15 protein-coding genes, 1 tRNA gene and 1 pseudogene are annotated in these 23,716 nt (G+C 67.4%); 8 read left to right on the top strand and 9 right to left on the bottom strand.

The window, feature by feature from the left end:
* Positions 1 to 31: 31 nt before the first annotated feature.
* Together RCAP_RS10340 and RCAP_RS10335 are read right to left on the bottom strand one after the other, a co-directional pair.
* Positions 32 to 472, bottom strand: a complete 441-nt coding sequence (locus RCAP_RS10340) for a MaoC family dehydratase (RefSeq protein ID WP_013067803.1) — start codon at positions 470 to 472, stop codon at positions 32 to 34.
* Positions 473 to 595: 123 nt separating this feature from the next.
* Entirely contained in the window at positions 596 to 1,474 is an 879-nt protein-coding gene (locus tag RCAP_RS10335; protein WP_013067802.1) for a TIGR01459 family HAD-type hydrolase, read from the bottom strand.
* 304 nt (positions 1,475 to 1,778) lie between these two features.
* Here RCAP_RS10335 and parE point away from each other — a divergent pair, with 304 nt between their 5' ends.
* The 7 genes from parE (at position 1,779) to RCAP_RS10300 (ending at position 10,600) form a co-directional block, all read left to right on the top strand.
* Positions 1,779 to 3,737, top strand: a complete 1,959-nt coding sequence (parE, locus tag RCAP_RS10330; RefSeq protein ID WP_013067801.1) for a DNA topoisomerase IV subunit B — start codon at positions 1,779 to 1,781, stop codon at positions 3,735 to 3,737.
* Positions 3,738 to 4,065: 328 nt separating this feature from the next.
* Positions 4,066 to 4,392, top strand: coding sequence for a hypothetical protein (locus RCAP_RS10325; RefSeq protein ID WP_013067800.1), 327 nt, complete (start codon positions 4,066 to 4,068; stop codon positions 4,390 to 4,392).
* A gap of 33 nt (positions 4,393 to 4,425) precedes the next feature.
* Positions 4,426 to 4,821 (top strand): SET domain-containing protein, encoded by a 396-nt coding sequence (locus RCAP_RS10320; RefSeq protein WP_013067799.1) that lies wholly within the window; start codon positions 4,426 to 4,428, stop codon positions 4,819 to 4,821.
* Positions 4,821 to 6,977, top strand: a complete 2,157-nt coding sequence (locus tag RCAP_RS10315) for a putative bifunctional diguanylate cyclase/phosphodiesterase (RefSeq protein WP_013067798.1) — start codon at positions 4,821 to 4,823, stop codon at positions 6,975 to 6,977. The genes RCAP_RS10320 and RCAP_RS10315 overlap by 1 nt, the downstream gene beginning before the upstream one ends.
* Positions 6,978 to 7,092: 115 nt before the next feature.
* Positions 7,093 to 8,343, top strand: coding sequence for a PAS domain-containing protein (locus RCAP_RS10310; protein ID WP_013067797.1), 1,251 nt, complete (start codon positions 7,093 to 7,095; stop codon positions 8,341 to 8,343).
* Between the two features lie 109 nt (positions 8,344 to 8,452).
* Entirely contained in the window at positions 8,453 to 10,492 is a 2,040-nt protein-coding gene (locus RCAP_RS10305) for an ASKHA domain-containing protein (RefSeq protein WP_013067796.1), read from the top strand.
* A gap of 34 nt (positions 10,493 to 10,526) precedes the next feature.
* Positions 10,527 to 10,600 (top strand) — tRNA-Gly (locus RCAP_RS10300).
* 909 nt (positions 10,601 to 11,509) lie between these two features.
* Here RCAP_RS10300 and RCAP_RS19320 read toward each other — a convergent pair.
* The 4 genes and pseudogenes from RCAP_RS19320 to RCAP_RS10280 all read right to left on the bottom strand — a co-directional run.
* Positions 11,510 to 12,295, bottom strand: a pseudogene (locus RCAP_RS19320) (organoarsenical effux MFS transporter ArsJ); the annotation flags it as partial.
* Positions 12,296 to 12,348: 53 nt separating this feature from the next.
* Positions 12,349 to 13,356, bottom strand: a complete 1,008-nt coding sequence (locus tag RCAP_RS10290) for an ArsJ-associated glyceraldehyde-3-phosphate dehydrogenase (RefSeq protein WP_013067794.1) — start codon at positions 13,354 to 13,356, stop codon at positions 12,349 to 12,351.
* A 3-nt stretch (positions 13,357 to 13,359) separates the two neighbouring features.
* The gene (locus RCAP_RS10285) at positions 13,360 to 14,205 is read right to left on the bottom strand and encodes a metalloregulator ArsR/SmtB family transcription factor (protein WP_013067793.1); all 846 of its coding nucleotides are present in this window, start codon (positions 14,203 to 14,205) and stop codon (positions 13,360 to 13,362) included.
* Positions 14,206 to 14,333: 128 nt separating this feature from the next.
* Entirely contained in the window at positions 14,334 to 16,187 is a 1,854-nt protein-coding gene (locus tag RCAP_RS10280) for an O-linked N-acetylglucosamine transferase, SPINDLY family protein (RefSeq protein ID WP_013067792.1), read from the bottom strand.
* 288 nt (positions 16,188 to 16,475) lie between these two features.
* Between RCAP_RS10280 and RCAP_RS10275 the strand changes: the two genes are divergently transcribed.
* The gene (locus RCAP_RS10275; protein ID WP_013067791.1) at positions 16,476 to 19,247 is read left to right on the top strand and encodes a beta strand repeat-containing protein; all 2,772 of its coding nucleotides are present in this window, start codon (positions 16,476 to 16,478) and stop codon (positions 19,245 to 19,247) included.
* A gap of 221 nt (positions 19,248 to 19,468) precedes the next feature.
* Here RCAP_RS10275 and RCAP_RS10270 read toward each other — a convergent pair whose 3' ends face one another.
* From RCAP_RS10270 to RCAP_RS10260, 3 genes are read right to left on the bottom strand one after another with little or no spacing between them, the layout of a single operon-like run.
* Positions 19,469 to 20,077, bottom strand: coding sequence for a class I SAM-dependent methyltransferase (locus RCAP_RS10270; RefSeq protein WP_013067790.1), 609 nt, complete (start codon positions 20,075 to 20,077; stop codon positions 19,469 to 19,471).
* A 50-nt stretch (positions 20,078 to 20,127) separates the two neighbouring features.
* The gene (locus tag RCAP_RS10265; protein ID WP_013067789.1) at positions 20,128 to 21,444 is read right to left on the bottom strand and encodes an HlyD family type I secretion periplasmic adaptor subunit; all 1,317 of its coding nucleotides are present in this window, start codon (positions 21,442 to 21,444) and stop codon (positions 20,128 to 20,130) included.
* Positions 21,441 to 23,618, bottom strand: coding sequence for a peptidase domain-containing ABC transporter (locus RCAP_RS10260; protein ID WP_013067788.1), 2,178 nt, complete (start codon positions 23,616 to 23,618; stop codon positions 21,441 to 21,443). The genes RCAP_RS10265 and RCAP_RS10260 overlap by 4 nt, the downstream gene beginning before the upstream one ends.
* Between the last annotated feature and the right edge of the window lie 98 nt (positions 23,619 to 23,716).

The following is a 23,716-nucleotide window of genomic DNA, read 5'->3' as shown; positions in this document are numbered from 1 at the left end:
TGTCCCGCCTCCGGCGAGGCCGCCGGTCGTGTCAGTGCTTGCAGGCGGGCGCCAGAACCTGCGCTTCGCCCTCGATCACCACCGTATCGCCCACGCGGCAGCGGGTTTCAAGGGTGACCCGACGCTTCACCGGATCGATCGCCGCCACCGTGACTTCGGCCGTCACCACATCGCCCGGCCGCACCGGGGCGCGGAATTTCAGCGACTGGCCCAGATAGATCGTGCCATGGCCCGGCAGCTGCTCGCCGATCACCGCCGAAATCAGCCCGGCCGAGAGCATCCCATGCGCGATCCGGCCCTTGAACAGCGTGGTGCTGGCGAAATCCTCGTCCAGATGCACCGGGTTGCGGTCGGTCGAGACCTCGGCGAACAACTCGATGTCGCGGTCGGTGATTTCCTTGGTCAGCGTGCGCATCATGCCGAGTTCAAGCTGATCGATGCAGATCGTGCCGCGTTGGATTTGGTCGGTCATGGGGGCGCTCCGGCTTGGGGTCATGCTGCGCCGCCGCTTAGCACGGCGGCCGCCACCATGCAAGCGCAGCGAAACTTATGAACCCAAGACGAATGTCGGGCGCAAGATAGTTGCGGGGTCGTTTCAGCGCAGCCGGCCGATCGTGTATTGCGGATCCTGCTGGCGGGCATCCAGCCAGGCCCGGAGCAGATCCGCGTTCGGATTTTCGACATCGGCGCCGAACTGCTCGGCGGCCAGCCCGCCCGAGACGAAGAGCACGTCCAGATTTTCGCCGATCGCCCCGGCCACATCGGTGTTGATGCCGTCGCCCACCGCCAGCACGCGGCTGTCATCGGTCAGGCCGAATTCCGCCATGCGGCGCCGGGCCATGTCATAGATCGGCGGATGCGGCTTGCCGAAATACATCGTGCGCCCGCCCATTTCCTCGTAAAGCGCCGCCAGCGCGCCCGCGCAATAGATCCGGGTTTCGCCCATGTCGACGACCACATCGGGATTGGCGCAAAGCAGCGGCAGGCCGCGGGTCTTGGCCTCGAGGAAGCGGGGGCGGTAGTCTTCGGGCACTTCGTTCAGCTCGTCAAAGGGGCCGGTGCAGACGATGCCCTCGGCCTGATCGAAGGGGACGCGCTCGACATGGCTGCGGCCCTGCCATTCCGGCGGGATCTCGGTGAAGAAACCGTCGTCCTTTTGCGGCCCGAGATGCCAGAGCCTGCGCCCGACCGCGCCCGCGAACATCGCGTCCTGCGCCGCATCGCCCGAGGTGACGATGGCATCCCAGGCCTCGCGCGGGACGCCCATGCGGTCGAGCCCCTCGGCGACGAAGCGGGCCGGGCGCGGCGCGTTGGTGATCAGGATCACCCGGCCGCCCTGGGCGCGGAAGCCTTGCAGCGCGGCGAGGGCGGCGGGGAAGGGGGCGACGCCATTATGCACGCAGCCCCAGAGATCGCACAGCAGCACGTCGTAACGGGCAGAGATTTCGGCGAGCGACTGGAGGATGCGGGTCATGGGGGGCCTTTCGGAACGGTTCGGACATCGATGCGGCCAGCTTATGACATGGGTGCGACAGAATGACAAAGGGGCACGACCTGTTGCGGCGCGCGTCGCGGCCGCCCGCGAAGGGGGCGCTGCCCCCCTCTGGCTGCGCCATTCACCCCCCGGGATATTTTCGGCAAGATGAAAGCCCCCCTTCATCTTGCCTCAAATATCCCGGGGGAGTCCCGGCACGGGACGGGGCAGAGCCCCCTTCTTGCCCCGGGTGCCCAAGCTGCGGTATCTGTGCATCTCAAGAACACCAATGAAAGCGAGCACCATGTCCGGCGATCTTCTGTCCTCGACCCCGAGCGAGACTTATGACGCGTCCTCGATCGAGGTGCTCGAAGGGCTGGAGCCGGTGCGCAAGCGGCCGGGCATGTATATCGGCGGCACCGATGAGCGCGCGCTGCATCACATGGTGGCGGAGATTCTCGACAACGCCATGGACGAGGCGGTGGCGGGGCACGCCAACCGGATCGAGGTCGAGGTGAATGCCGATGGTTCGGTCACCGTGCGCGACAATGGCCGCGGCATTCCCGTCGATCCGCATCCGAAGTTTCCCGGCAAATCGGCGCTGGAGGTGATCCTGTGCACGCTGCATGCGGGGGGGAAGTTTTCGAACAAGGCCTATTCGACCTCGGGCGGTCTGAACGGGGTCGGCTCCTCGGTGGTGAATGCGCTCTCCGATCTGATGGTGGTGCAGGTCGCGCGCAACAAGGAGCTTTACGAGCAGCGCTTTTCGCGCGGCGTGCCGCAGGGGCCGGTGGCGAAGCTGGGCGCGGCGCCGAACCGGCGCGGCACCACCGTGACCTTTCACCCCGATCCGGAGATTTTCGGCTCGCTGAGCCTCAAGCCCGCGCGGCTCTTCAAGATGACGCGTTCCAAGGCTTACCTGTTTTCGGGCGTCGAGATCCGCTGGAAGACGGCGATTGCCGATGGTGACACGCCGACGGAAGCGACCTTCCATTTCCCCAATGGCCTTGCCGATTATCTGGCCGAAGCCCTGACCGGGGCCTCGACCTATTCCGACAAGCCCTTTGCGGGCCGCGTCAGTTTCGAGGAAAAATACAATATCCCCGGCTCGGTCGAATGGGCGATCAACTGGACCCCGGTGCGCGACGGCTTCATCCACAGCTATTGCAACACCGTGCCCACGCCCGAGGGCGGCACGCACGAAGCCGGGTTTTGGGCGGCGATCCTCAAGGGCATCCGCGCCTATGGCGAGCGGATCAACAACAAGAAGGCGGCGCAGATCACCCGCGAGGACATGCTGACGGGTGGCTGCGCGCTGATCTCGATCTTCATCCGTGAGCCGTCCTTTGTCGGCCAGACCAAGGACCGGCTGAGCACGGAAGAGGCCGCGCGCTGGGTGGAAAATGCGGTGCGGGATTATTTCGACACCTGGCTGACCACCGACACCAAGGCCGCGGGGGCGATCCTTGATTTCCTTGTCCTGCGGGCCGAGGAGCGGCTGCGGCGCAAGGCGGAAAAGGAAACCTCGCGCAAATCGGCGACGAAGAAGCTGCGCCTGCCCGGGAAGCTCGTCGATTGCTCGGCCACGAACCGCGAGGGGACGGAGCTTTTCATCGTCGAGGGCGATTCGGCGGGTGGCTCGGCCAAGATGGCGCGGGACCGGACGATGCAGGCGCTCTTGCCCTTGCGCGGCAAGATCCTGAACGTGCTGGGCGCGGCGAGTTCGAAACTGGGCCAGAACCAGGAAATCAACGATCTGGCGCAGGCTTTGGGGGTGGGTCTGGGCACGAAGTTCCGCGTCGATGATCTGCGCTATGACAAGATCATCATCATGACCGACGCCGATGTCGACGGCGCGCATATTGCCTCGCTGCTGATGACGTTTTTCTTCACCCAGATGCGGGGGCTGATCGACAAGGGCCATTTGTATCTGGCCTGCCCGCCGCTTTACCGGCTGACGCAGGGGGCGAAGCGGATCTATGTCGCCGACGATGCCGAAAAGGACGTCTGGATGGCGAAGGGGCTGGGCGGGCGCGGCAAGATCGACGTGCAGCGCTTCAAGGGTCTGGGCGAGATGGATGCCAAGGACCTGAAGGACACGACGATGAACCCGGCGACGCGCAAGCTGATCCGGGTCACCATCGACGACGAATTCGCGGGCGAGACCGACGATCTGGTGGAACGGCTGATGGGCAAGAAACCCGAGCTGCGGTTCCAGTACATCACCGAGAACGCGCGGTTCGTTGAGGAGCTGGACGTCTGATCCGGTCCACGCAGAGGGGACGCGGCGCAACGGGCCTTTGCGCTGTCTGGCGCCGCGGAGATGCCTGCCAGGGGTGATTCTGCCCTTGTGCTTTCCGCTGCAGGATGTGACCCGACCTCGGCCGGACAGGGCCTGATCCGCCGCAGGGCGGGCCCTGTGCCCCCGAAAAACACACCCCCCGTCCCCGCACGCAGACGTGTTTTTGCGCGCCTGCGCGGAATTTGGTTAATTTTACGGGTTTCCACCGCCCGCGTTTAGAATTCGAAAATCATCTTAACCTTAACGTGGGCCTGTCTTCGATAGGCAACGATATCAGGAGTGCCAAGCGATGCGATCCTATCTCATTCTGGCGGCAATCGTCGTCCTGACGATTGTCGGCGATTACGCGCTCAAATCCGCAAGCCTGCGCGCCGTGCCGCATGCCTCGGTCTGGTTCTTCACCGGGGCGGCGCTTTATGCGCTGACCGCGCTTGGCTGGATGTGGCTCATGCAAAGCCAGAGCCTGGCGCAGATCGCCGTGCGCTACAGCGCGGCCACCATCCTGCTGCTGACCGGTGTCGGTGTTGTCTTTTTCGGAGAAACCCTCTCGACGCGGCAGATCGCAGGCATTGGCGCTGCGCTGTTTTCCGTCGTGATGATGCAGGCCGAGGCCTGAACGACCCTTCCCGATGCACAGACGAGACATTCCATGCTTCTTGTAAGTCACTATGTTGCCCGCAGCAAAATTCACGGCCTTGGCGTCTTCACTCGGGTGCCGATCCGCGCCGGGGCCACGGTCTGGCGCCATGATCCGATGTTTGATGTGGACATACCTGCCGCCACGCTGGCACAATTTCCCGAAGATCTGGCGCAGACGGTGCGGCACCACGCGGAATATCTTCCGCATCTCGGAATTTTCCGCCTTGGGAATGATGGGGACATGTTCATGAACCACAGCGACGACCCCAGCCTGATCGACCGCGGCGAGGAGATGATCGCCGCCCGCGATCTGGCCGCGGGCAGCGAACTGACCTGCGACTATGCGCAGGTCTGCGTTCTGGGCTACGAAAATGCCGTGCTGCCGCCGCTGGAGGCGGCCGCCTGATGAGTGGAAACACCCTGCCGCGGCAGATCGTGGTCCTGGTGACCGCGGTTCTGCTCGCGGTGCTGGCGGTGCTGTGGATGTCGCTCCTTTCGGTGCGCGGCACGATGGACGACAGCGCCGCCGAGGAATCGACCAAGCGCGTGGCCGGACGGGTGCAGAACCTGCTCGAACAGGTGTCGATTCTGGCAAGCGATTACCACAACTGGACAGACCTTTATCTTGATGCCCAGGAGCTGGCGATCGACCGGCTGGCCTCGAATTACGGCATCACGGCGCATCGCGGCGAGGTGTTCCAGTTTGCCGAAGTCTTCGACGGTCCGTTCGCGGCGCCGCTGTCCTGGCGCGAGGGGGCGGGGCTGGCGCCGCAGCCGGGGTTGCTGACCGAACGGACGCGGCAGATCCTGCGCAGGATCGCCCCCGGGCTCGACCCGTCGCACCGCCAGACGCATGATTACTTCGAGATGCGCGACGGCCAGCCGGTGATGTTTTCAAGCTCCTATCTGCTGCCCGAAAACCCCGCGCTTCTGGCGCGCGTCGTGCCCGGCAGCGCCGGCATCGCCACGATCGGCAAGGTGATGGCGCCGCAGCGGCTGCGGGACATGGAAAGCGAATTCTCGATCACCGGGCTGGCCGTGACGATGACCCCGCCCGAGGCCGCGCAGACGATCTCGGTGGCGCTGCCGGGGGTGGACGGAAAGCCGGTCGCCTGGCTGCGCTGGACCCCGCCGCAACCGGGCACGCTGTTGTTCTGGAAGATGTTTCCGATCATGGCGGGGATCAGCTTCGTCTTTGTGGTGATCTCCTATTCGGCGGCGCTGCTGCTGCGCTCGAAGGCGGCGGGGCTGATCGAACGCGAGGCGATTTCCTTCGACCGCGCGCGGATCGACGCGCTGACCAGCCTGCCCAACCGCTTTGCGATGCGCGAGCATCTGGACAGCCTGCGCGACAGCAGCGACGTCGATTGCGCCGTTCTGGCCATCGATCTGGTGCGCTTCAAGCAGATCAACGACACCGTCGGGCATCTGGGCGGCGACGCCTTTCTGGTCGAATTCGCCGCGCGGCTGCGCGCCATCGCCGACGAGACCGCCTTTCTGGCCCGCTACGGCGGCGACGAATTCTTCGTGGTGTTTTCCGCAAGCCGGGACCTTGACCGGATCGTCGCAGAGAAATGCCGTCAGATCAACCGCTTGTCCGAACAGCCCATCCTGTGCAACGGGGTCAGCTTCGAGGTTCTGTCCTCCAAGGGGCTGGCCTTCGAGGATCGGCGCGGCATGGAACAGGAAGAGCTTTTGCGCCGCGCCGACCGGGCGATGTATTCGGCCAAGCTGCGCGAGACGCTGGAGGTCGTGCGCTATGACAAGCGCATGGAGAGCGAGGATCTCGATCACAAGCGGATCGAACGCGAATTGCGCCGCGCGCTTGCCGAGGGCGAGGGGCTGGAAATCCATTACCAGCCGATCGTGCCCGCAAGCCTTGGCGCCGCGCCGATCCGCTACGAGGCGCTGGCGCGCTGGACCTCGCCCGAGCTGGGCGCGGTGGCGCCCGACCGCTTCATCAAGGTGGCGGAGGCGAGCGGGCTGATCATGCCGCTGGGCTGGCGGCTGCTCGATCTGGTCTGCGCCGACATGCGCCTCATGGATCAGGCCCGGGTCAGCATCAACATTTCGCCCGCGCAGCTGATGAGCCGCGGCTTTGCCGAGAAATTCACCGCTGTCGTGCTGTCGCATGGCATCGCGCCCTGGCGGATCGAGGTCGAGGTGACCGAACAGATCGTCGTGCGCGACGATGCCACGATCGAACACGAGCTGATCGCGCTCAGCCACAACGGCTTCACCCTGGCTTTGGACGATTTCGGCACCGGCTTCGCCTCGATCGGCTATCTGACGCAGATGCCCTTTGACGTGCTGAAGATCGACCGTTCCTTCGTGCGCTCGATCGAGGACGGCCAGCAGGGGATGCGGATGGTGCGCTCGATCGTCGGGCTGGCGCGGGCGATGGAGCTGTCGATCGTCGCCGAGGGGGTCGAGAGCGAGGCCGAGGCGGTGCTCTTGCGCCGGATCGGCGCCGATTTCCTGCAGGGCTACCATTTCGGCCGTCCGGCGCCGGTTTCGGCCTGGATCAAGCCCGGTGCGGGGCCGCGGCCCGATCCGGCCTGAGTCGGCCCGGAAAAGGCCGCGTCTCGCGCGAATATCGGCGGTCAATGCCCGAAAATAAAGCTCCCGGTAACACCGCCCAGGGTAGAATGGGGCGTTCAAGAACCGGAGAGGCCCCGTGACCCTGCAGAATGATCCGTCGCGCCATGCCGAAGGGGCGGTTGACTTTGGCTTCGACGAGGTGTTCTTTTCGCGCACCGACAAGCGCGGCGTCATTCTGGCGGGCAATGACGTGTTCCAGCGCGTCTCGGGCTATGGCTGGGGCGACCTTCTGGGGGCGCCGCACAAGATCATCCGCCATCCCGACACGCCGCGCGCGGTTTTCCGCATCCTCTGGGACGCGCTGGGCAACGGCCATCCGATGGGCGGCTATGTCAAGAACCGGGCCCGCAACGGCGATCATTACTGGGTCTTCGGGGTGATCCTGCCGATGGAGGGCGGCTATCTGTCGGTCCGCCTCAAGCCCTCCTCGCCGCTCTTCGACAAGGTCCGGGCGCTTTATGCCGATCTTTGCACCCGCGAACGGGTCGAAGGGCTCGACCCCGAGGCCAGCGCCCGGATGCTGTGGCACGCCGTGACCGAGGCGGGCTTCACCAGCTACACCACCTTCATGGCCAGCGCGCTGGGCCAGGAACTTGCCGCCCGCGACATCCGCATGCGCCGCCCGGTCGATCCGCGCACCCAGCGCCTGATCGATCTGAACGTGGCGCTGGAACAGGTGACGCAGGAGCAGCGCAAATTGCTGCGCAGCTTCGAATCGCTGCAGTCGATCCCGAACAACATGCGCCTTGTGCGTTCGCGGCTGGAACCTTCGGGCGGGCCGGTCTCGGCGATTTCCGAAAACTACCGCGCCTCCTCGCTGGTGATCTCGGAGCGGCTGCGCAGCTTCGTCACCGGCCGCGACAACCTCTGCGACCGGGTCTCGCGGCAGGCGGCGCGGGCGCTGTTCCTGCTTGGGGCGGATCGCGTCCTTGGCGAGATGATCAGCCGCTTCCGCCACGCCGAGCCGGTCGCGGGGATCGACTGGGCGGCCGAGGGGGCGGGGCTGGAACGGCTGCGCGCCTCCGGCCGCGAAGACAGCCGCGTGGCGCTGAAAAGCGCGGTCGACCATGCCGAGGAACTGACCCGGTCCAGCTCGGAAATCCGCCGTCTGATGCTGGGGCTCGACACGATCCGGGTGATGGGGCGGGTGGAATGCGGCCGGTTGCGCGCCAATGGCGGCGGGCTGGCGGCGACGATCGATCAGCTCGATCTGTTCCATGCCGAAATCAAGACCCGGCTGGAAACGATCCTGCGCCTGTCCGAGGAAATCGGCTCTGCGATGAGCCGCTTTGCCAGCACCGAATTCGGCGCCGTCGCGAAGCGCTGATCCGCCGTTTCGCCTTCCGCATGCCGCAAAGCCGCGACTTGCTGTCGCAGCCGGGCTTTGCCTTGCGCGCGGGCTGTCCTAGAACGGATCCTGAATCAGGGAGAGCGCGATGAGTGACGATGCATTGGTGATTTTCACGCCCTCGGGCAAGCGCGGCCGGGTGGCGCTGGGCACGCCGGTTCTGGCAGCCGCCCGCGCGCTGGGCGTCGATCTCGATTCCGTCTGCGGCGGGCGCGGCATCTGCTCGAAATGTCAGATCTCTCCGGGCTATGGCGATTTTCCCAAACATGGCGTCAGCGTCGGCGCCGGGGCGCTCAGCCCGCTCAACGCGGTCGAGGAGCGTTACGACCGTATCCGCGGCCTGAAACCGGGACGGCGGCTGGGCTGTCAGGCCTGCGTGACGGGCGATGTGGTGATCGACGTTCCGGCCGAAAGCCAGGTGCACAAGCAGGTGATCCGCAAATCCGCCTCCGAGCGGGTGATGCAGATGGATCCGGCCACCCGGCCGCTTTATGTCGAAGTCGCCGAGCCCTCGATGCACGAACCCTCAAGCGATTTCGAACGCCTTGCGGCGGCTTTGGAAAGCCAATGGCAGATCAAGGGTTTGCAGGCCGATCTTGCGGTTCTGGCGCAGCTGCAGCCGGTCTTGCGCAAAGGCAACTGGCAGGTCACGGCGGCGGTGCAGGAGGCGGGCGACGGCACCCCGCCGCAGCTTGTCGCGCTGTTTCCGGGCCTGCGCGAGGCGCCGCTTTACGGCCTGGCGATCGACCTTGGCTCGACCACGATCGCGGGGCATCTGGTGGCGCTTGATGACGGCCGGGTGCTCGCCTCCTCGGGGCTGATGAACCCGCAGATCCGCTTTGGCGAGGATCTGATGAGCCGCGTCAGCTATGCGATGATGAACCCGGGCGGCGCGGCCGAGATGACCGCGGCGGTGCGCGCGGCGCTGGCCACGCTGGCCGAGGCGCTGGCGCTTGAGGCCGGGATCGAGGCCGCCGCGGTGGTCGAGGCGGTGATCGTCTGCAATCCGGTCATGCACCATCTTTTGCTCGGCCTCGATCCGGTCGAACTGGGGCAGGCGCCCTTCGCGCTGGCGACGGGGCAGGGGCTGACCCTCTCGGCCGCCGGGCTCGGCTTGACGCCCATTGCCGCCGGGGCGCGGGCCTATATCCTGCCCTTGATTGCGGGCCATGTCGGCGCCGATTGCGCGGCCGTCGCGCTCTCGGAAGCGCCCGAAACCCGCGAGGATCTGTCGCTGATCGTCGATGTCGGCACCAATGCCGAGATCCTTCTGGGCAACAGCACCCGGGTTCTGGCCTGTTCCTCGCCCACCGGCCCGGCCTTTGAAGGGGCGCAGATTTCCTCCGGGCAGCGCGCAGCGCCGGGCGCGATCGAGCGCATCGAGATCGATCCGGCGACGAAGGAGCCGCGCTTCCGCATTATCGGCAATGACCACTGGTCGGACGATCCGGCCTTCGGCACGCCGGAGATCACCGGCATCTGCGGCTCGGGCATCATCGAGGCGGTGGCCGAGATGCGGATCGCGGGGATCCTTGATGCCTCGGGGCTGATCGGCTCGGCCGAGCAGGTGGGCACGGCGCGCTGCGTCGCGATGGGGCGGACGCAGGAATACGTGATCCACGACGCCAGCGCCGCGGGCGGGCCGCGCATCACCGTGACACAGGGCGATATCCGGGCGATTCAGCTTGCGAAATCCGCGCTTTACGCGGGCGCGCGGTTGCTCATGGACGAGATGGGGGTGGACCGGGTCGACCGGGTCGTTCTGGCCGGGGCCTTTGGCGCCCATATCAGTCCGAAACATGCGATGGTGCTGGGGATGATCCCCGATGTGGCGCTGGAGGCGGTCAGCTCGGCGGGCAATGCGGCCGGGACCGGGGCGCGGATGGCGCTGTGCTCGGTGGCGGCGCGGCGGGGGATCGAGGCGCAGGTGCGGCGGATCGTGAAGATCGAGACCGCGATCGAGCCGCGTTTTCAGGAGCATTTCGTGGCGGCCAATGCGATTCCGCATGCGACCGATCCGTTCCCGCATCTGACGGCGCTGATCACGCTGCCCGAGGTGAATTTCAACGCGGGCGGCTCGGGCGAGGGCGGCGGTCGCCGCCGCCGCCGCGGTCAGATCGGCGCTTGACGGCGGCTGAGGCATCGCTTATCTGACGCTCAACGCGGGTGTAGCTCAATGGTAGAGCCGCAGCTTCCCAAGCTGATGACGAGGGTTCGATTCCCTTCACCCGCTCCAACTGAACCCTATTAGGGTCAAATTTCTCAATATCTTCTGGCCCTTGCGTCCCTTCCGGTGCACATTCGAGCACATACGGGGCTTGTCTTGAAGCACGTTGAGCAAACCAGATCGGGAAGCCGGCAATACCGCCGCAGGTTCCCAAGGACGTTTCCGAGGTCATCCCCAAGCGCGAGTTCAAGCGCAAGCCGGGCGATTCCCAGAAGGAAGCCCTTGCCGCCTGTCCTCAGTATCACGCCCAGGTGGAGCGCGAGATTGAGGCGGCGAAGAAAAGGATGGCCGGGGCGGTGGCTGCGTCGGGCCGATCTGGTGGCGCGTGGCGCGACCGAGGAAGCCTTGGAAATCGCTGCCGATTCTCTGGCCGAGAGCTTCCCGCAAGTGGGCTATGAACCCCTCGGAGCGCCCCCGGTGGATCGCCACACGGTCAACCTTCTGCGCCTTGGGCCGGAACGCTGCAGGCCCCCGGAGCCGACCTTGGGGGACGCCCTGCGGCTCTATCTGAAAGAGCATCTGAAAGCGGACAGCCCGGAGACGGACAGCCGCGTTGTGGGGCTTGCGACCCGCGTTGTGGAGGCGGCAATCGCTGCCATCGGGCGCGATCCGCTGTTGACCGCCATCACGCCAGAGGACGCCCGCGCCGTCCGCGATCACATGCTTGACCGGGTGAAGGCGACGGGCAAAGGGACAGGGACGAAGGTCAGCGCGGCAACGGTGTCGCGGGAGTTGGCGATCCTGTCCGCCGTGGTCAACTTCGCCAAGGTCGAGTTCGGGATGCCCGACACGATGCCGAACCCGTTCAGCCGCTTGCCCGTGGCGCGGGTGGCGAAGGGACAGGGACAGAAGGCGTCGGAGAAGCGCGACCCGCTGCCGCCCGCCGTGCTGACGAAGACCCGCGCGAGAGTGCTTGCGAATGCTGCCCCCGAAGGCCTGCACCGCGCCGTAGGCGATGATCCAGAGCGCCATGAAACCGCCGGTCAGAAAGAACGCCTCGCGGCGGCCCTCGGCGGTGCCGTCGGAGAGAACCGCCTGGAAATAGACCGGAAGCCCGACGACGAACCAGACATCGCGGGCGCCAAAAAGGAACATCCGCGCCAGCGAAAGCCGGTTCACCTGCGGGTCCTGCGACCGCCAGCCGCCCCAGGCCTCGTCGGATTTCATCTTCCCGGGCAGGCCCTTGGGCAGGAAGGCCACGACCGCGATCAGGATCGCCGCCAGAAGCCCCGCCATGCCCCAGATCGCCGGCTTGAAGCCGACAAGCGCCAGAAGCGCCGCGCCAAGGAAGAAGCCGAGCCCCTTCACCGCGTTCTTTGACCCGGTCAGCGCCGCCACCCAGCGAAACAGCCCGCCCTCGCCGCTGGGGGCGAGCAGTTTCACCGCCGATTTCGACGACATCTTGGCCAGATCCTTGGCAACGCCCGAGACACCCTGCACCGCCATCACGAAAGCGACCGAGGCGGGGATCGACCAGCCCGGGTCCAGCTGCGTCAGCGCGACCAGCGCCGCGACCTGCAGGCCAAGCCCGCCGTAAAGCGTGGCGGCCAGGCCGAACCGCGCCGCCAGCCAGCCCGCGCCAAGATTGGTGGCAATGCCCGCGACTTCGTAAAGCAGAAACAGCCAGGCCAGCGCGACCGGGCTGAAGCCCAGCCCGTTGAACTGCAACAGCACCAGCATCCGCAGCGCGCCATCGGTGAGCATGAAGGCCCAATAGGCGGCGGTGACGGCAGCGTAGGCGCGGATCGGATTGGCGCTCACAACGACCCCGCCACCATTCGGGCGATATCGGCCATCCGGCAGACATAGCCCCATTCGTTGTCATACCAGGCGTAAAGCTTGAGCTGCGTGCCATTGACCACCATCGTCGAGGGGCCGTCGATCACCGCCGAGCGCGGGTCGTTGGTGAAATCCGACGACACCAGCGGCCGCGTCTCGAAACCGAGGATGCCGTTCAGCCCTCCCTCGGCGGCGGTCTGCAGAAGGCTGTTCACCTCTGCGACCGTGGTCGGGCGGTCAAGTTCGAAGACGCAATCGGTCAGCGAGGCATTCAAAAGCGGCACCCGGACGGCATGGCCATTGAGCCGCCCTTTCAGCTCGGGATAGATCAGCGTGATCGCCGTGGCCGAGCCGGTGGTGGTGGGAATGAGGTTCATCAGCGCCGACCGCGCCCGGCGCAGGTCTTTCGCGGGGCGGTCGACGATCGTTTGCGTGTTCGTCACGTCATGCAGTGTGGTGATGGATCCGTGTTTGATCCCAAGCGCTTCGTGGATCACCTTCACGATGGGGGCCAGGCAGTTGGTGGTGCAGGACGCCGCCGTGATCAGCCGCTGGCTGCCATCGTAAAGCACGTGGTTCACGCCATAGACGAGGTTCAGCGCGCCCGTATCCTTGACCGGGGCCGAAACGACGACCTTGCGCACGCCTGCATCGAAATAGGGCTGGACCTTGGCCGCGGTCTTGAACTGCCCGGTGCAATCGAGCACCAGATCGACCCCGATCTCGGCCAGGGGCAGGGCTTCAAGGGTCTTTTCCCGCGTCAGCCGGATGCGCTGCCCCGCGATCTGAAGCCCGGTTTCGGTGGCGGCAACCGGGGTCGGCCAGCGGCCATGCACCGTGTCGAACTCGAGCAGCAGCGCATGGGTTTCGGCGTCGCCCATGGCGTCGTTCAAAAGCACGATCTCGGGCCCGCGCCCCAGATCGATGAGCCGCCGCAAGAGCAGTTTTCCCATCCGGCCCAAGCCGTTGATCGCAAGTCTCGCCATGGCTCAGGCCTTTTCGGGCAGGGCGCCGATCGCATCGACGCGGGTTTGCAGCGCCAGCCGGTCGAGCGTGGCAAAGGGCAGGTCGACAAAGGCGGCAATGCGGCGGCGCAGCGCCCCGTAGGTCTGGGCGAAAACCAGCGCGCGTTCGGCCTCGGTGCCGGTGGCCTTGACCGGATCGGGCAGGCCCCAATGGCCGGTGATCGGCTGACCGGGCCAGGGCGGGCAGTCCTCGGCCGCCGCCGTATCGCAGACGGTGAAGACGAACTCCATCTGCGGCGCGGCGGGGCCCTGGAACTCCGACAGATGCTTGGCGCGCAGGCCCCCGGTGTCATGGCCGTTGCGGCTCAGCACCTCGAGCGCGAAAGGGTTGATCGCGGTCCCGGGCCGCGTTCCGGCGGAATGGGCGGTGAACTTGCCCGCGCCCAGATCGCGCAGGAGCGCCTCGGCAAAGATCGAGCGGGCGGAATTGCCCGAGCAGATGAAAAGCACGTTGAAGGGCGTGTCGGGCATGGGATTTGCCTTTTCATGAAGAGCTTTGGGCATCAGGTCGGGCCGGGCCCGGCCCAGATCGAGGGCGAGATAGCCGATCAGGGATTCGGTTTTGTGAAGATCGACGGCGTAGAAAAGCGACCGCCCCTGCCGGGTGACTGTGACCAGCCCGCAAGCAGTCAGATCCGCCAGATGATGCGAGAGGGTGTTTGGCTTCAGCCCCAGCGCCGCGGCGATTTCGGTGGGCCGCACGCCCTGCGGCGCAAAGCGCATGAGCATCCGGAACACCGACAGGCGACCGGGATGGCCAAGACAGGCAAAGGCCGCGGCGGCCTCGGGGGTGGGGCAAGTGTTTTCCATGCTTCCTGAATACAGGAAGCAATCCCCCCGTCCAGTGAAGCTTTCATGACAATCCGGCGACAGGCGCCGCCGGACTGTGCAGACTGCGCCCGTTGCGGGGGCAGGGGGGGGGCAGGCGGCCGAGCGCGTCAGAGCGCGGCCCGGCCCGCCAGCAGCGCAGCTTCGAAGCGGCGGGTGAAATCCTCGGCATCGCCCAGCGTGCGTTCCCAGGCGCCGGTCGCCAGATGCGCCTTGAGCGCCCCAAGCCGCGCCGGATCGGTTCCGATCGCCACCGCCAGATCCTCGTAGCCCGCCAGATCCTCGGCGATGCAGTCGGGCAGGCCGATCGCGGTAAGCAGGCTTGCCCCCATCCGCGCGGCAAAGGCCCGGCCGCGCGTGGTGATCAGCGGCAGCCCCATCCGCAAGGCATCCGAGGCGATCGTGCCCGCGTTGTAGGGCGTGGTGTCGAGGAAAAGATCGGCCAAGGCCAGCCGGGCGCGGTAGCGGGCGGGGTCGGTGCGGGCGGCAAAGATCAGCCGTTCGGGCGCCAGCCCCGCCGCACCCCAGCGCGCCGTCAGCGCCGCGCGCGACTCCGGGTTGTCGTCGATGATCCAGAGCACCGAACCGGGCACCCGGGCGACGATGCGGCACCAGGCGCCCCAGACCGCCTCGGTCAGCTTGTAATGATGCGAGACGCAGGTGAAGACCACGGCATCCTCGGGCAGGCCTTCCTCGGCGCGGGTGACGGCGGGCAGCTGCGGCATGACACCGTCATTGGCCTGATAGCAGCCCGCGATCCGCAGCGGGCGGGGGCTGTAATCGGCCTCGGCCCCGGGCGGCACGGTGACCGCGTCGCACAGCAGATAATCGAGTTCGGGCAGCGGCACCGGGCCGATATAGCCCAGATAGGTGACCTGCATCGGCGCCGGTTTCGCCCGCAAGATCGCCGGACGCGCGCCCTTGGTCAGCCCGTTCAGATCGATCAGGATGTCGATCTCATCGGCGCGGATGCGCGCGGCGGCGGCCTCGTCGGTCATGTCCTGGATCGGGACGTGATGGTCGAGCGCCGCCAGAACCCGGGCGCGCACGTCGCTGCCATCGTCGCGGGTGGCATCATAGCCCCAGATCTCGAAGCGGGTGCGGTCATGGCGTTCCAGCAACTCGGCGATCAGATAGCTCATCGCATGGCGGCAGAAATCCGACGACAGATAGCCGATGCGCACGCGGTCATGGGCATAGCCGCCCGCAGGCGCCAGAAGCTGCGGTGCCGCGGGCAGTTTGCGGCCGATCCAGCTGGCGCAGATCTCGGCCTGCCGCGCCGGATCGTCGACCAGCGCCAGCGCCGCGAGAGGGCCCGCATGCCGCGCCGCCAGCTCCTCGGAAATGCCGGGCACCGCGACCTCGGTCACCGGCCAGGTGGTGGTGCGCTGACGGTTGTGCACCAGATGCTGGATCACGTCGGGCTGGTCGGGGTCGATCAGGAGCGCCGCCCGTGCTTCTTCGATCGCCTCGCCCAGACGGCCGCGGTCTTCCAGAAGCCGCGCCAGCTGGATGTGGATCTGCCGTCGCGCCTCGGCGGGGGGCAGAAGCTCGCGCCAGACGCTGAGCGCGCTGTCGGGGGCGCCCGCCGCCTCGAAGGCCAGCCCGCGGCCGAGACCGGCCTGCCACAGGCCCGGCCGCAACCTTTGCGCGGTCTCAAGCGCCGCCGTGGCCTCGGCATGTTTGCCCATCCGCTGCAGCGCGACACCGAGATTGTACCAGGCCGCCGCCGAGTCCCCTTTCTGGCCGTGCTGCAAGAGCCAGGCGCGGTAAAGCGCCACCCCCTGCGCCGGAGCCGCGGCCTCGCCGATGCTGACCAGCCCCTCGATCCCGAGCGCCGCCACCGCGCGCGCCAGATGCGGTGCCAGATCGCCCTGGGCCGTGAAACCGCCGGGCTGGTGCAGCGCCGCAGCGATCGTCTGGGTGTCGCCGGGCAGGGGCAGGAACGGAACGACGGATGGCAAGGGCAAACTCCTTCTGGATGCCGACCTTCGCAGAGGCCTCGGCGCAAGCCTCGCATCGCAAGGTAAATCCGCGGTAAACGCGGCCCGGTTTCGGGCGCCAAAGCCCGGGTTGAATTGAATTCGAGCTAATTTTCCCGGGGTCCGAGGGCCCGGAAGGGGCGGATTTAACGGCTCTGTAACCGCTTGCGCGCATCGTCCGGTGTCATGTGTGGCCGAGAACTGGCCGATGCCTGTCGGGGGAACGCCCCGGTGGAGCAGTTTGTTGATCCTTCAACCCGGGAACCTACCATGACGGCCATTTCCAATATGACGACGACCCAGATTGCCGCGCTGGAGACGGCGGCAATCGCGGCTCTCACGACGGCGGATGTCGCCTCGATGTCTTCCGCCCAGCTCGGGGCGCTGACCACCGATCAGCTGCCGGTGCTTGGCACGGCAAACCTGCGCGTTCTGACCTCGACGCAGGTTGCGGGGCTGACCGCGACCCAGGTTCCGGCGCTGCTGGGCACCCAGATCGCGGTGCTGACCACCGCGGGCATCAAGGGGCTGAGCGGCGCCGCGCTCGGCGCGCTGAGCTCCGATCAGGCCGCGGTCCTGACCTCGACGCAGCTTGCCGCGCTGACCACCACGCAGCTCCCCAACGTCACCACGACCGTCATCGCGGGCCTGACCGCCACCGGCATCGCCGGCCTGTCCTCGGCGCAGGTCACCGCGCTGACCAGCGCCGCGGCCGCCGCGCTGACGGCCGAACAGCTTGCGGGCCTCACCACCGGGGCGGTGCGGGGGCTGGAAGCGAACGAACTGGCCGCCTTCACCTCGGCGCAGCTTGCCGGTTTCTCCACCGCGCAAATCGGCGCGCTGACCTCGACGCAGCTCGACGATCTGACCTCGACGCAGGCGCCGCTGCTGAGCACGGCGCAGGTGGCCGCGCTGAACGCGACCTCGGTCGCCGGTCTGACCTCGGGCTTCCTCGGGGCGCTTGACACCGCGCGGGTGGCGGCGCTCTCCTCGAAACAGGTGGCCGCGCTGACCTCGACGCAGATCGACGACATCGCCAGCACCGCGATTGCCAGCCTGACCACCGCTGCGGTGAAGGGGCTCGGCTCGGCGCAGGTGAGTGGGCTGACCGACGCGCAGGTCGGCGAGCTGACCACGGCGCAGATCGCCAACCTCAGCGCCACCGCCGTCAAGGGCCTCTCCTCGGCGGATCTGAGCACCAACCTGACCTCGACCGAGGTTGCCGCGCTGACCACCGCGCAGCTGGCCGCGCTCTCCTCGACGCAGCTGCAGGGCCTGAGCACCGCGACCGTGGCCGGGCTGAGCTCGACGCAGATTGCCGCGATCAGCGCCACCGGTGTCGTCGGTGTCGCCACCGCCACCGTTGCCGCCCTGACCACGGCGCAGGTCAAGGGCCTGACCGACAAGCATCTGGCCGCCATGAGCACGGGTCAGATCGCGGCGATCGCCACCGGCGCCATCGATGATCTGAGCACCGGCGCGATCAAGGGCCTCGGCTCGGTTCAGGTCAATGCGCTGACCACGACCCAGCTGGGCCAGTTGACCTCGACGCAGATCGGCCTGCTCTCGACCGCCGGGATCAAGGGGCTTTCCGCGGCGGACATGACGGCGTTCACGGCGACGCAGATCGGCGGTCTGACCTCGGCGCAGATCGCGACGATGACGACCGGCCAGGTCGGCGGAATCGAAAGCGCGGATATCGCCAGCCTGACCACCACGGCGGTCAAGGGCCTGACCTCGGCGCAGATCGCGGCGCTGTCCGATGCGCAGGCGGGGGCGCTGACCTCGACCCAGATCGGCTTGCTCTCGACCGCGGCGGTCAAGGGGCTCAGCACGGCCGACATGGCGGGGCTGACCACGGCCGAAGCGCAGGCGCTGACCTCGGCCCAGATCGCCGCGCTCAGCTCCTCGCAGATCCGCGCCATGACCACGGCGCAGATCGCGGCGCTTGGCACGGCGCAGATCAAGGGTCTGACGGCAAGCAACATTCTTGGCCTTGAAACCGCCGACATCGTGGCGCTGACCACCACCCAGGCACCGGCGCTCAGCTCGAGCCAGATCGCCGCGCTGAGCACCTCGCTGGTTGCGGCGATGGAGACGGCCGATCTTGCCAAGCTCTCGGCCGCGACCTTCAAGGGCTTCTCGTCGACGCAGATCACGGCGCTGACCACGGCGCAGGCGGGGGCGATCGGCACCGATCAGATCGCGCAGATCACCACGGCGGCGATCAAGGGGCTGGAGAGCGCCGATATCGCCGCGCTGGCCAATGCCACGCTGGCGAAGATGACGACGGCGCAGGTCGCGGTTCTCGGTTCGGCGCAGCTGACCGGCCTGACCACGACGCAGATCAACACCGTTCTGACCACGGCGCAGGTCAAGGCGCTCGGGGCGGCGGCTCTGGCGGGGCTCGGCACCGATGACATCGTGGCGCTGACGACCGGTCAGGCCGCCGCGCTGAGCTCGACGCAGGTGGCGGCGCTCAGCACGGCGCAGATCTCCGCGCTGCAGACGGCGGATTTCGCCGCGCTCTCGACGGCTGCGATCAAGGGGCTGAGCTCGACCCAGATCACCGCGCTGAGCACGGGGCAGATCGACGCCCTGACCACGGCGCAGGCGGCGACGCTGTCGGCCACGCAGGTGGCGACGCTGTCGACGGCCCAGATCGGTGCGCTTGAAAGCCAGGACTTCGGCGCGCTGAGCTCCACCGCGGTGAAGGCCCTGACCACGGTCCAGCTGGCGGCGCTGACCTCGGAACAGGGGGCGGGCTTCACCACGGCGCAGATCGCCAACCTCACGAGCGCGCAGATCGGGGCGATGTCGATCGCGTCGCTGAACGAGCTGACCGCGGGCGCCGTTGCCGCGCTGGGCACCAAGCAGGTCATCGGCCTGACCACTGCCCAGCTGGCCGGGCTTGATGCCGGGATGCTCGGCGCGATGGAAACGGCGGATCTCGCGGCGCTGACCTCGGTCCAGGTGGCGGCGTTCAGCACGACCCAGCTTGGCTATCTGAGCGACGAACAGCGCTCGGCCCTGCTGCTCTGATCCGATCCGACAACGGCCGCTTCCGCTTCGGCGGAAGCGGATTTCCCGATCCGGGGCTTCCGTCTGGAAGCCCCGTTTTCCTGTCCGCACGCGACAACGGCCGGGGGCCGGACCCGGTCTTGGCCATCGCCAAGGGGGAGCCGCATGCCAAAAGGTCCGGATCGGGGGATCCGGACCTTTTGAGCCTTGCAATCCGAGGTGCTGTCGCCGGTCTGGCCGGATCAGGCCGTGGCGAGCCGGGTGCCGACCCCCCAGAGCGCGAAGCGGCCGTCGCGTTCGACGGTCACCCCGGCGAAACCGGCACGGGTCAGGTGCTCGCGCAGCGACCGGGCGGTGAAGCCGGTGCGGTGCCCCATGAAGATGTTGCCCTCGGCCAGCGCGGGACGATAGCCGTAAAGGATGTCGAGCGGCGAGATCGGGCCGAGGCTCGACATGTAGGCGGGCTCTTCAAGCTGCCCCTCGGCCACCAGCGTCGCGACCTGTTGAAGATCGGGCATGGTCACCAGCGCGAAACCGCCCGGTTTCAGCACCCGGATGAATTCGGCCAGCGCCACCGGAACTTCATGCGGCGCCAGATGTTCCAGATTGTGCGACGACCAGACCGCATCGACGCTGGCATCGGCGACGGCCGACATGTCGGTCAGGCTGGCGACGATATCGGGGGCGACGTCGGGATCGATGTCAAGCCGCACCTCGCGCCAGTCGGAGAGCGGAAAATAGGCCTCGGGCAGTTTCGCCGGATGGGCAACCCCGCAGCCGACATGCAGCACGGTCCTGGTTGCGGTCATCGGCACCGCATCGGCGGTTTCGATCGGGGTCGCGTCGGTCATGGGATTCTCCTTCATGGGGCGATCTGAAACGGGGGAAAGGGTCATCGCGATCACGGATCGCGCAGCGCTTCGGCCAGTCCGCGCAGGATCGGCTCGAAGAAGGTGGAGAGAACCGACCGGGTGCCGGTGTGGATCTCGGCCGAAAGCGTCATGCCGGGCAGCAGCGTCGCCGCGGGCGGCAGGTTCTCCAGCACCGCGGCGGGATCAAGCGCGACATGGGCGGGGTGTTGCGCCTCCGAAGCGCCCTGCGCGCGGTAGCTGGCATGGCCGACCTCGGTCAGGGAGCCGGTCAGCTGGCCGTGTTCGCGCCAGGGAAAGGCGTCGATCTTGATCGAGACCGGATCGCCCGCGACCACCCGCCCGGCATCGGTCGAGCGCAGCCCGATCTCGGCCAGAAGCGGCACATCGGTTGGCACCAGAACCACCACCGGATTGCCCGCCGGGATCAGGCTGCCGACGCCGCCCTCGGCGACGCGCAGCACCACGCCCGGACGGGGGGCGACCAGATCGGCCATTTCCCGCAGCGCGCGGGCCTTGGCGATCTGCTCCTCGACGACCTGCAGCCGCGGCCCGGCTTCCGCCAGCTGCTCGCTCGCGGTGCGTTTCAGGCTGGTCAGGAACATCCGATGTTCGGCGATGGCGCGGTCGCGGCGGTCGCGCAATTCGGCCAGGCGGCTTTCATGGGCGCGCTGATCGGCCTCGGCGCGCAGCCGCATCAGCCGCGCATCGAGCACCGCCAGTTGCGAGCCGCTCTGCCGTTCGGCGAGGGTGTTGCGCATCGCCTCGACCTCGCGCAGGATCGAGAGCTGCTCGCGCAGCCCCGCGCCATCGCGGGTTTCCGCTTCGATCAGGGCCTCGGCCGAGGCGATCTCGGCCTGCAGCGCCTCGGCCTTGGTGCGGCTTTCCAGCCGCCGCTCGGTCAGCACATCGGCTTCCGCGGCCAGCGCGGGGCCGGTTTCGGCCAGCACGCCGCCTTCAAGTTCCGCCGTCAGCCGCGCGATCCGGGCCGAAAGCGCATCGCGTTCGGCCTCGAGCGCGGCCAGATCGGCCTCGGGCTGGGTCGGATCGAGCCGCGCCAGCAGCTGCCCCGCCACGACCACATCACCCGGACGCACCAGAAGCGCGTCAAGCCGGGTGCTGGCGGCCGGGCGCAGCATCAGGGGCGGTTCGGCCGCAGCCAGCTGGCCCGGGGCCGTCACCACGACATCGACGCGCAGGAAGGCGGCAAGCCCGACGAGCCCCGCCAGCAGCGCCGCCGCCAGAAACGGCCAGAGCCGCAACAGCACCGGCACCGGCTCGACCTGCACCCGGTCAAGCTCTTCCTGAAAGGCGATGGCCTCGCGGTCGATGGAGCCAAGCTGGATCATTCCGTCTGCCCCGCCTGTTGCAGCCACAGATGTCGATAGGTCGGCGAGCGCGCCAGAAGCACCGCATGGGGCGCGAAATCCTCGATCCGGCCGCGATCCAGCACCAGGATCGCATCCGAATGCGCCAGCGAACTCATCCGGTGCGAGACCACGATCACCGTGCGCCCCTGCGCGATGGCGGCGAGGTTGCGGTTCACCACCGCCTCGGATTCGGGGTCAAGCGCGCTGGTCGCCTCGTCCAGGATCAGGATCGGCGGATCGGCGAGCAGCGCGCGCGCGAGCGCGATGCGTTGCCGTTGCCCGCCCGAAAGGTTCGCCCCGCCTTCCTCGACCGGGGTGTCGAGCCCCTGCGGCAGCCGGTCGATGAATTCCGCCGCCCCCGCCAGCGTCGCGGCGCGCAGCACCGCCTCGTGGCTGGCATCGGGACGGGCGAGCGCGATGTTTTCGCGCAAGGTGCCGCGGAACAGCACGTTTTCCTGCAGCACGATGCCGACCGAACGGCGCAGATGGTCAAGGTCGATGTGGCGCGCGTCATTGCCGTCGTAAAGGATGCGGCCCGATTGCGCCGAGCCGATGCCCTGCAGCAGCCGCGTCAGCGTCGTCTTGCCCGAGCCCGAACGCCCGACAATGCCGATCACCTGCCCGGCGGCGATGTCGAGCGTCAGATGATCGAGCGCGGGCGTCGCGGTGCCGGGATAGGTGAAGCACAGATCCTCGATCCGGATCGCCCCGCGCAGGGGCGGGCGGATCGGCCGCACCTCGGGGCCGCGTTCGGGCGGATGGTCCATCACGCCGCGGAGCGTGCGCACGGCCAGCGCCGCTTCCTGCCATTCGTTGATCAGCCCGACGATCTGCACCAGGGGGCCGGTGACCCGCCCCGAAAGCATCATGAAGGCGACCAAAGTGCCGACGCTGATCTGCCCCGAGAGCACCTGTTCGGCGCCAAGGCCCAGCACCGCGACCTGCATCAGCCGCTCCATCAGCGAGGTTAGCGCGCTGACGGTGGCGGAAAGTTCCCCCACCTGCCACTGGCTGCGGATCGTGCGCGCCAGCGCGGTTTCCCAAAGCCCGCGCCGCGTGCCTTCCAGCACCAGCGCCTTCACCGTGCGCATGTTGTGCAGCGTCTCGACCAGATGCGCCTGCCGCCCCGCCTCGGCGTCGTAAAGCGCCGAAAGACGGCGCTGCAGCGCGGGCAAAAACACCGCCAGAAGCCCCGCGATGGTCAGCGCAAAGCCCAGAACGACCAGCGTCATCAGCCCCGACAAAAGCGCCAGAAGCGTCAGCAGAACCGGCAAAAGCGCGGCATCCAGCATCGTCTGAAACAACCGCCCGACCAGAAAATGCCTTATCTTTTCAGTCAGTTGCATGTTGCGGGCCAGAACGCCCGCGGCCGTCGTCTCGAACATCGACAAGGGCAGCGACAACAGATGCGCATGCACCGCCGCGCCGATCCGCGCATCGAGCCGCCCGCCGCAGATCTGCATCAGGCGCTGGCGCACATAGCTGAAAGCCGCGTCGAACAGCACCAGAAACACATAGACCGACAGCACCGCCGCCAGCGTGTTCCAGGCATGCGAGGAAATCACGCTGTCAATCATCACCTGCATCAGGAAGGGCAGGGCAAAGGCAATGAGGTTGCCCGCCACCACCGCCACCGCCACGCCGCCAAACAGCGCGCGTTGCTCCAGCAGCGCCGGCATGAACCAGCCCAGACCAAAGGGACGCCGTGCCGAAAGTTCGGTCTTGCGCAGCCGCGCCAGGATCAGCCGCCCCGACCAGCGCGCCTCGAACTCCGCTTGCGGCAGGAACAGGATGCCCTCGCCTTCGCGCGCGGGGTCAAGGATGGCGGCATGCGGCCCGGCGGGCAGATCGACGGTATGGGCAAGGATGAACCAGCGGCCGTCCTTGCCCTCGCACAGCGCCGGATAGGCCGAGCCGAGCCCCTTCGCCGTGCGCCAAGTGCCGCCGCTGATCTGGCGGCTGCGAAAGCCCGCGCGCTGAAAGGTCGCTTCAAGCCGGGGGGCGATGGAGCCCTCTTCCAGCGCGGGGATTTCGGTGACCGGCAGGGTGACGCCGTGGTGCAGGCAGATCAGGAACAGGCCCCGCAGCGCCGTCATCTGCGGCGAGCCGAGGGCGATGTCTTCCTGTTGGCGGGGCGAAAGCGCATGTGTCATGCGGGCAAGCTACGCCAGCTTGATTAACAGCTTCTTTCTGCAAAAGAGATTCCATCGCGATTTCGGGGGGCTGGCCGGGGTCCGGTTGCGACGCCATG

The organism is Rhodobacter capsulatus SB 1003, from assembly GCF_000021865.1.
Classification (GTDB): Bacteria; Pseudomonadota; Alphaproteobacteria; order Rhodobacterales; family Rhodobacteraceae; genus Rhodobacter; species Rhodobacter capsulatus_B.
Note: the sequence above shows the minus strand (reverse complement) of the source record. Positions and strands in the feature narration are given on the sequence as shown.

Bases quoted from the DNA above. Each gene is read 5' to 3' on its own strand.
- RCAP_RS10260 (WP_013067788.1), bottom strand. From the start codon at position 23,618: ATGACACATGCGCTTTCGCCCCGCCAACAGGAAGACATCGCCCTCGGC.
- RCAP_RS10325 (WP_013067800.1), top strand. From the start codon at position 4,066: ATGCGATCCTATCTCATTCTGGCGGCAATCGTCGTCCTGACGATTGTC.
- RCAP_RS10335 (WP_013067802.1), bottom strand. From the start codon at position 1,474: ATGACCCGCATCCTCCAGTCGCTCGCCGAAATCTCTGCCCGTTACGAC.
- RCAP_RS10275 (WP_013067791.1), top strand. From the start codon at position 16,476: ATGACGGCCATTTCCAATATGACGACGACCCAGATTGCCGCGCTGGAG.
- RCAP_RS10270 (WP_013067790.1), bottom strand. From the start codon at position 20,077: ATGACCGACGCGACCCCGATCGAAACCGCCGATGCGGTGCCGATGACC.
- RCAP_RS10315 (WP_013067798.1), top strand. From the start codon at position 4,821: ATGAGTGGAAACACCCTGCCGCGGCAGATCGTGGTCCTGGTGACCGCG.
- RCAP_RS10265 (WP_013067789.1), bottom strand. From the start codon at position 21,444: ATGATCCAGCTTGGCTCCATCGACCGCGAGGCCATCGCCTTTCAGGAA.
- parE (WP_013067801.1), top strand. From the start codon at position 1,779: ATGTCCGGCGATCTTCTGTCCTCGACCCCGAGCGAGACTTATGACGCG.
- RCAP_RS10320 (WP_013067799.1), top strand. From the start codon at position 4,426: ATGCTTCTTGTAAGTCACTATGTTGCCCGCAGCAAAATTCACGGCCTT.
- RCAP_RS10305 (WP_013067796.1), top strand. From the start codon at position 8,453: ATGAGTGACGATGCATTGGTGATTTTCACGCCCTCGGGCAAGCGCGGC.
- RCAP_RS10290 (WP_013067794.1), bottom strand. From the start codon at position 13,356: ATGGCGAGACTTGCGATCAACGGCTTGGGCCGGATGGGAAAACTGCTC.
- RCAP_RS10285 (WP_013067793.1), bottom strand. From the start codon at position 14,205: ATGGAAAACACTTGCCCCACCCCCGAGGCCGCCGCGGCCTTTGCCTGT.
- RCAP_RS10340 (WP_013067803.1), bottom strand. From the start codon at position 472: ATGACCGACCAAATCCAACGCGGCACGATCTGCATCGATCAGCTTGAA.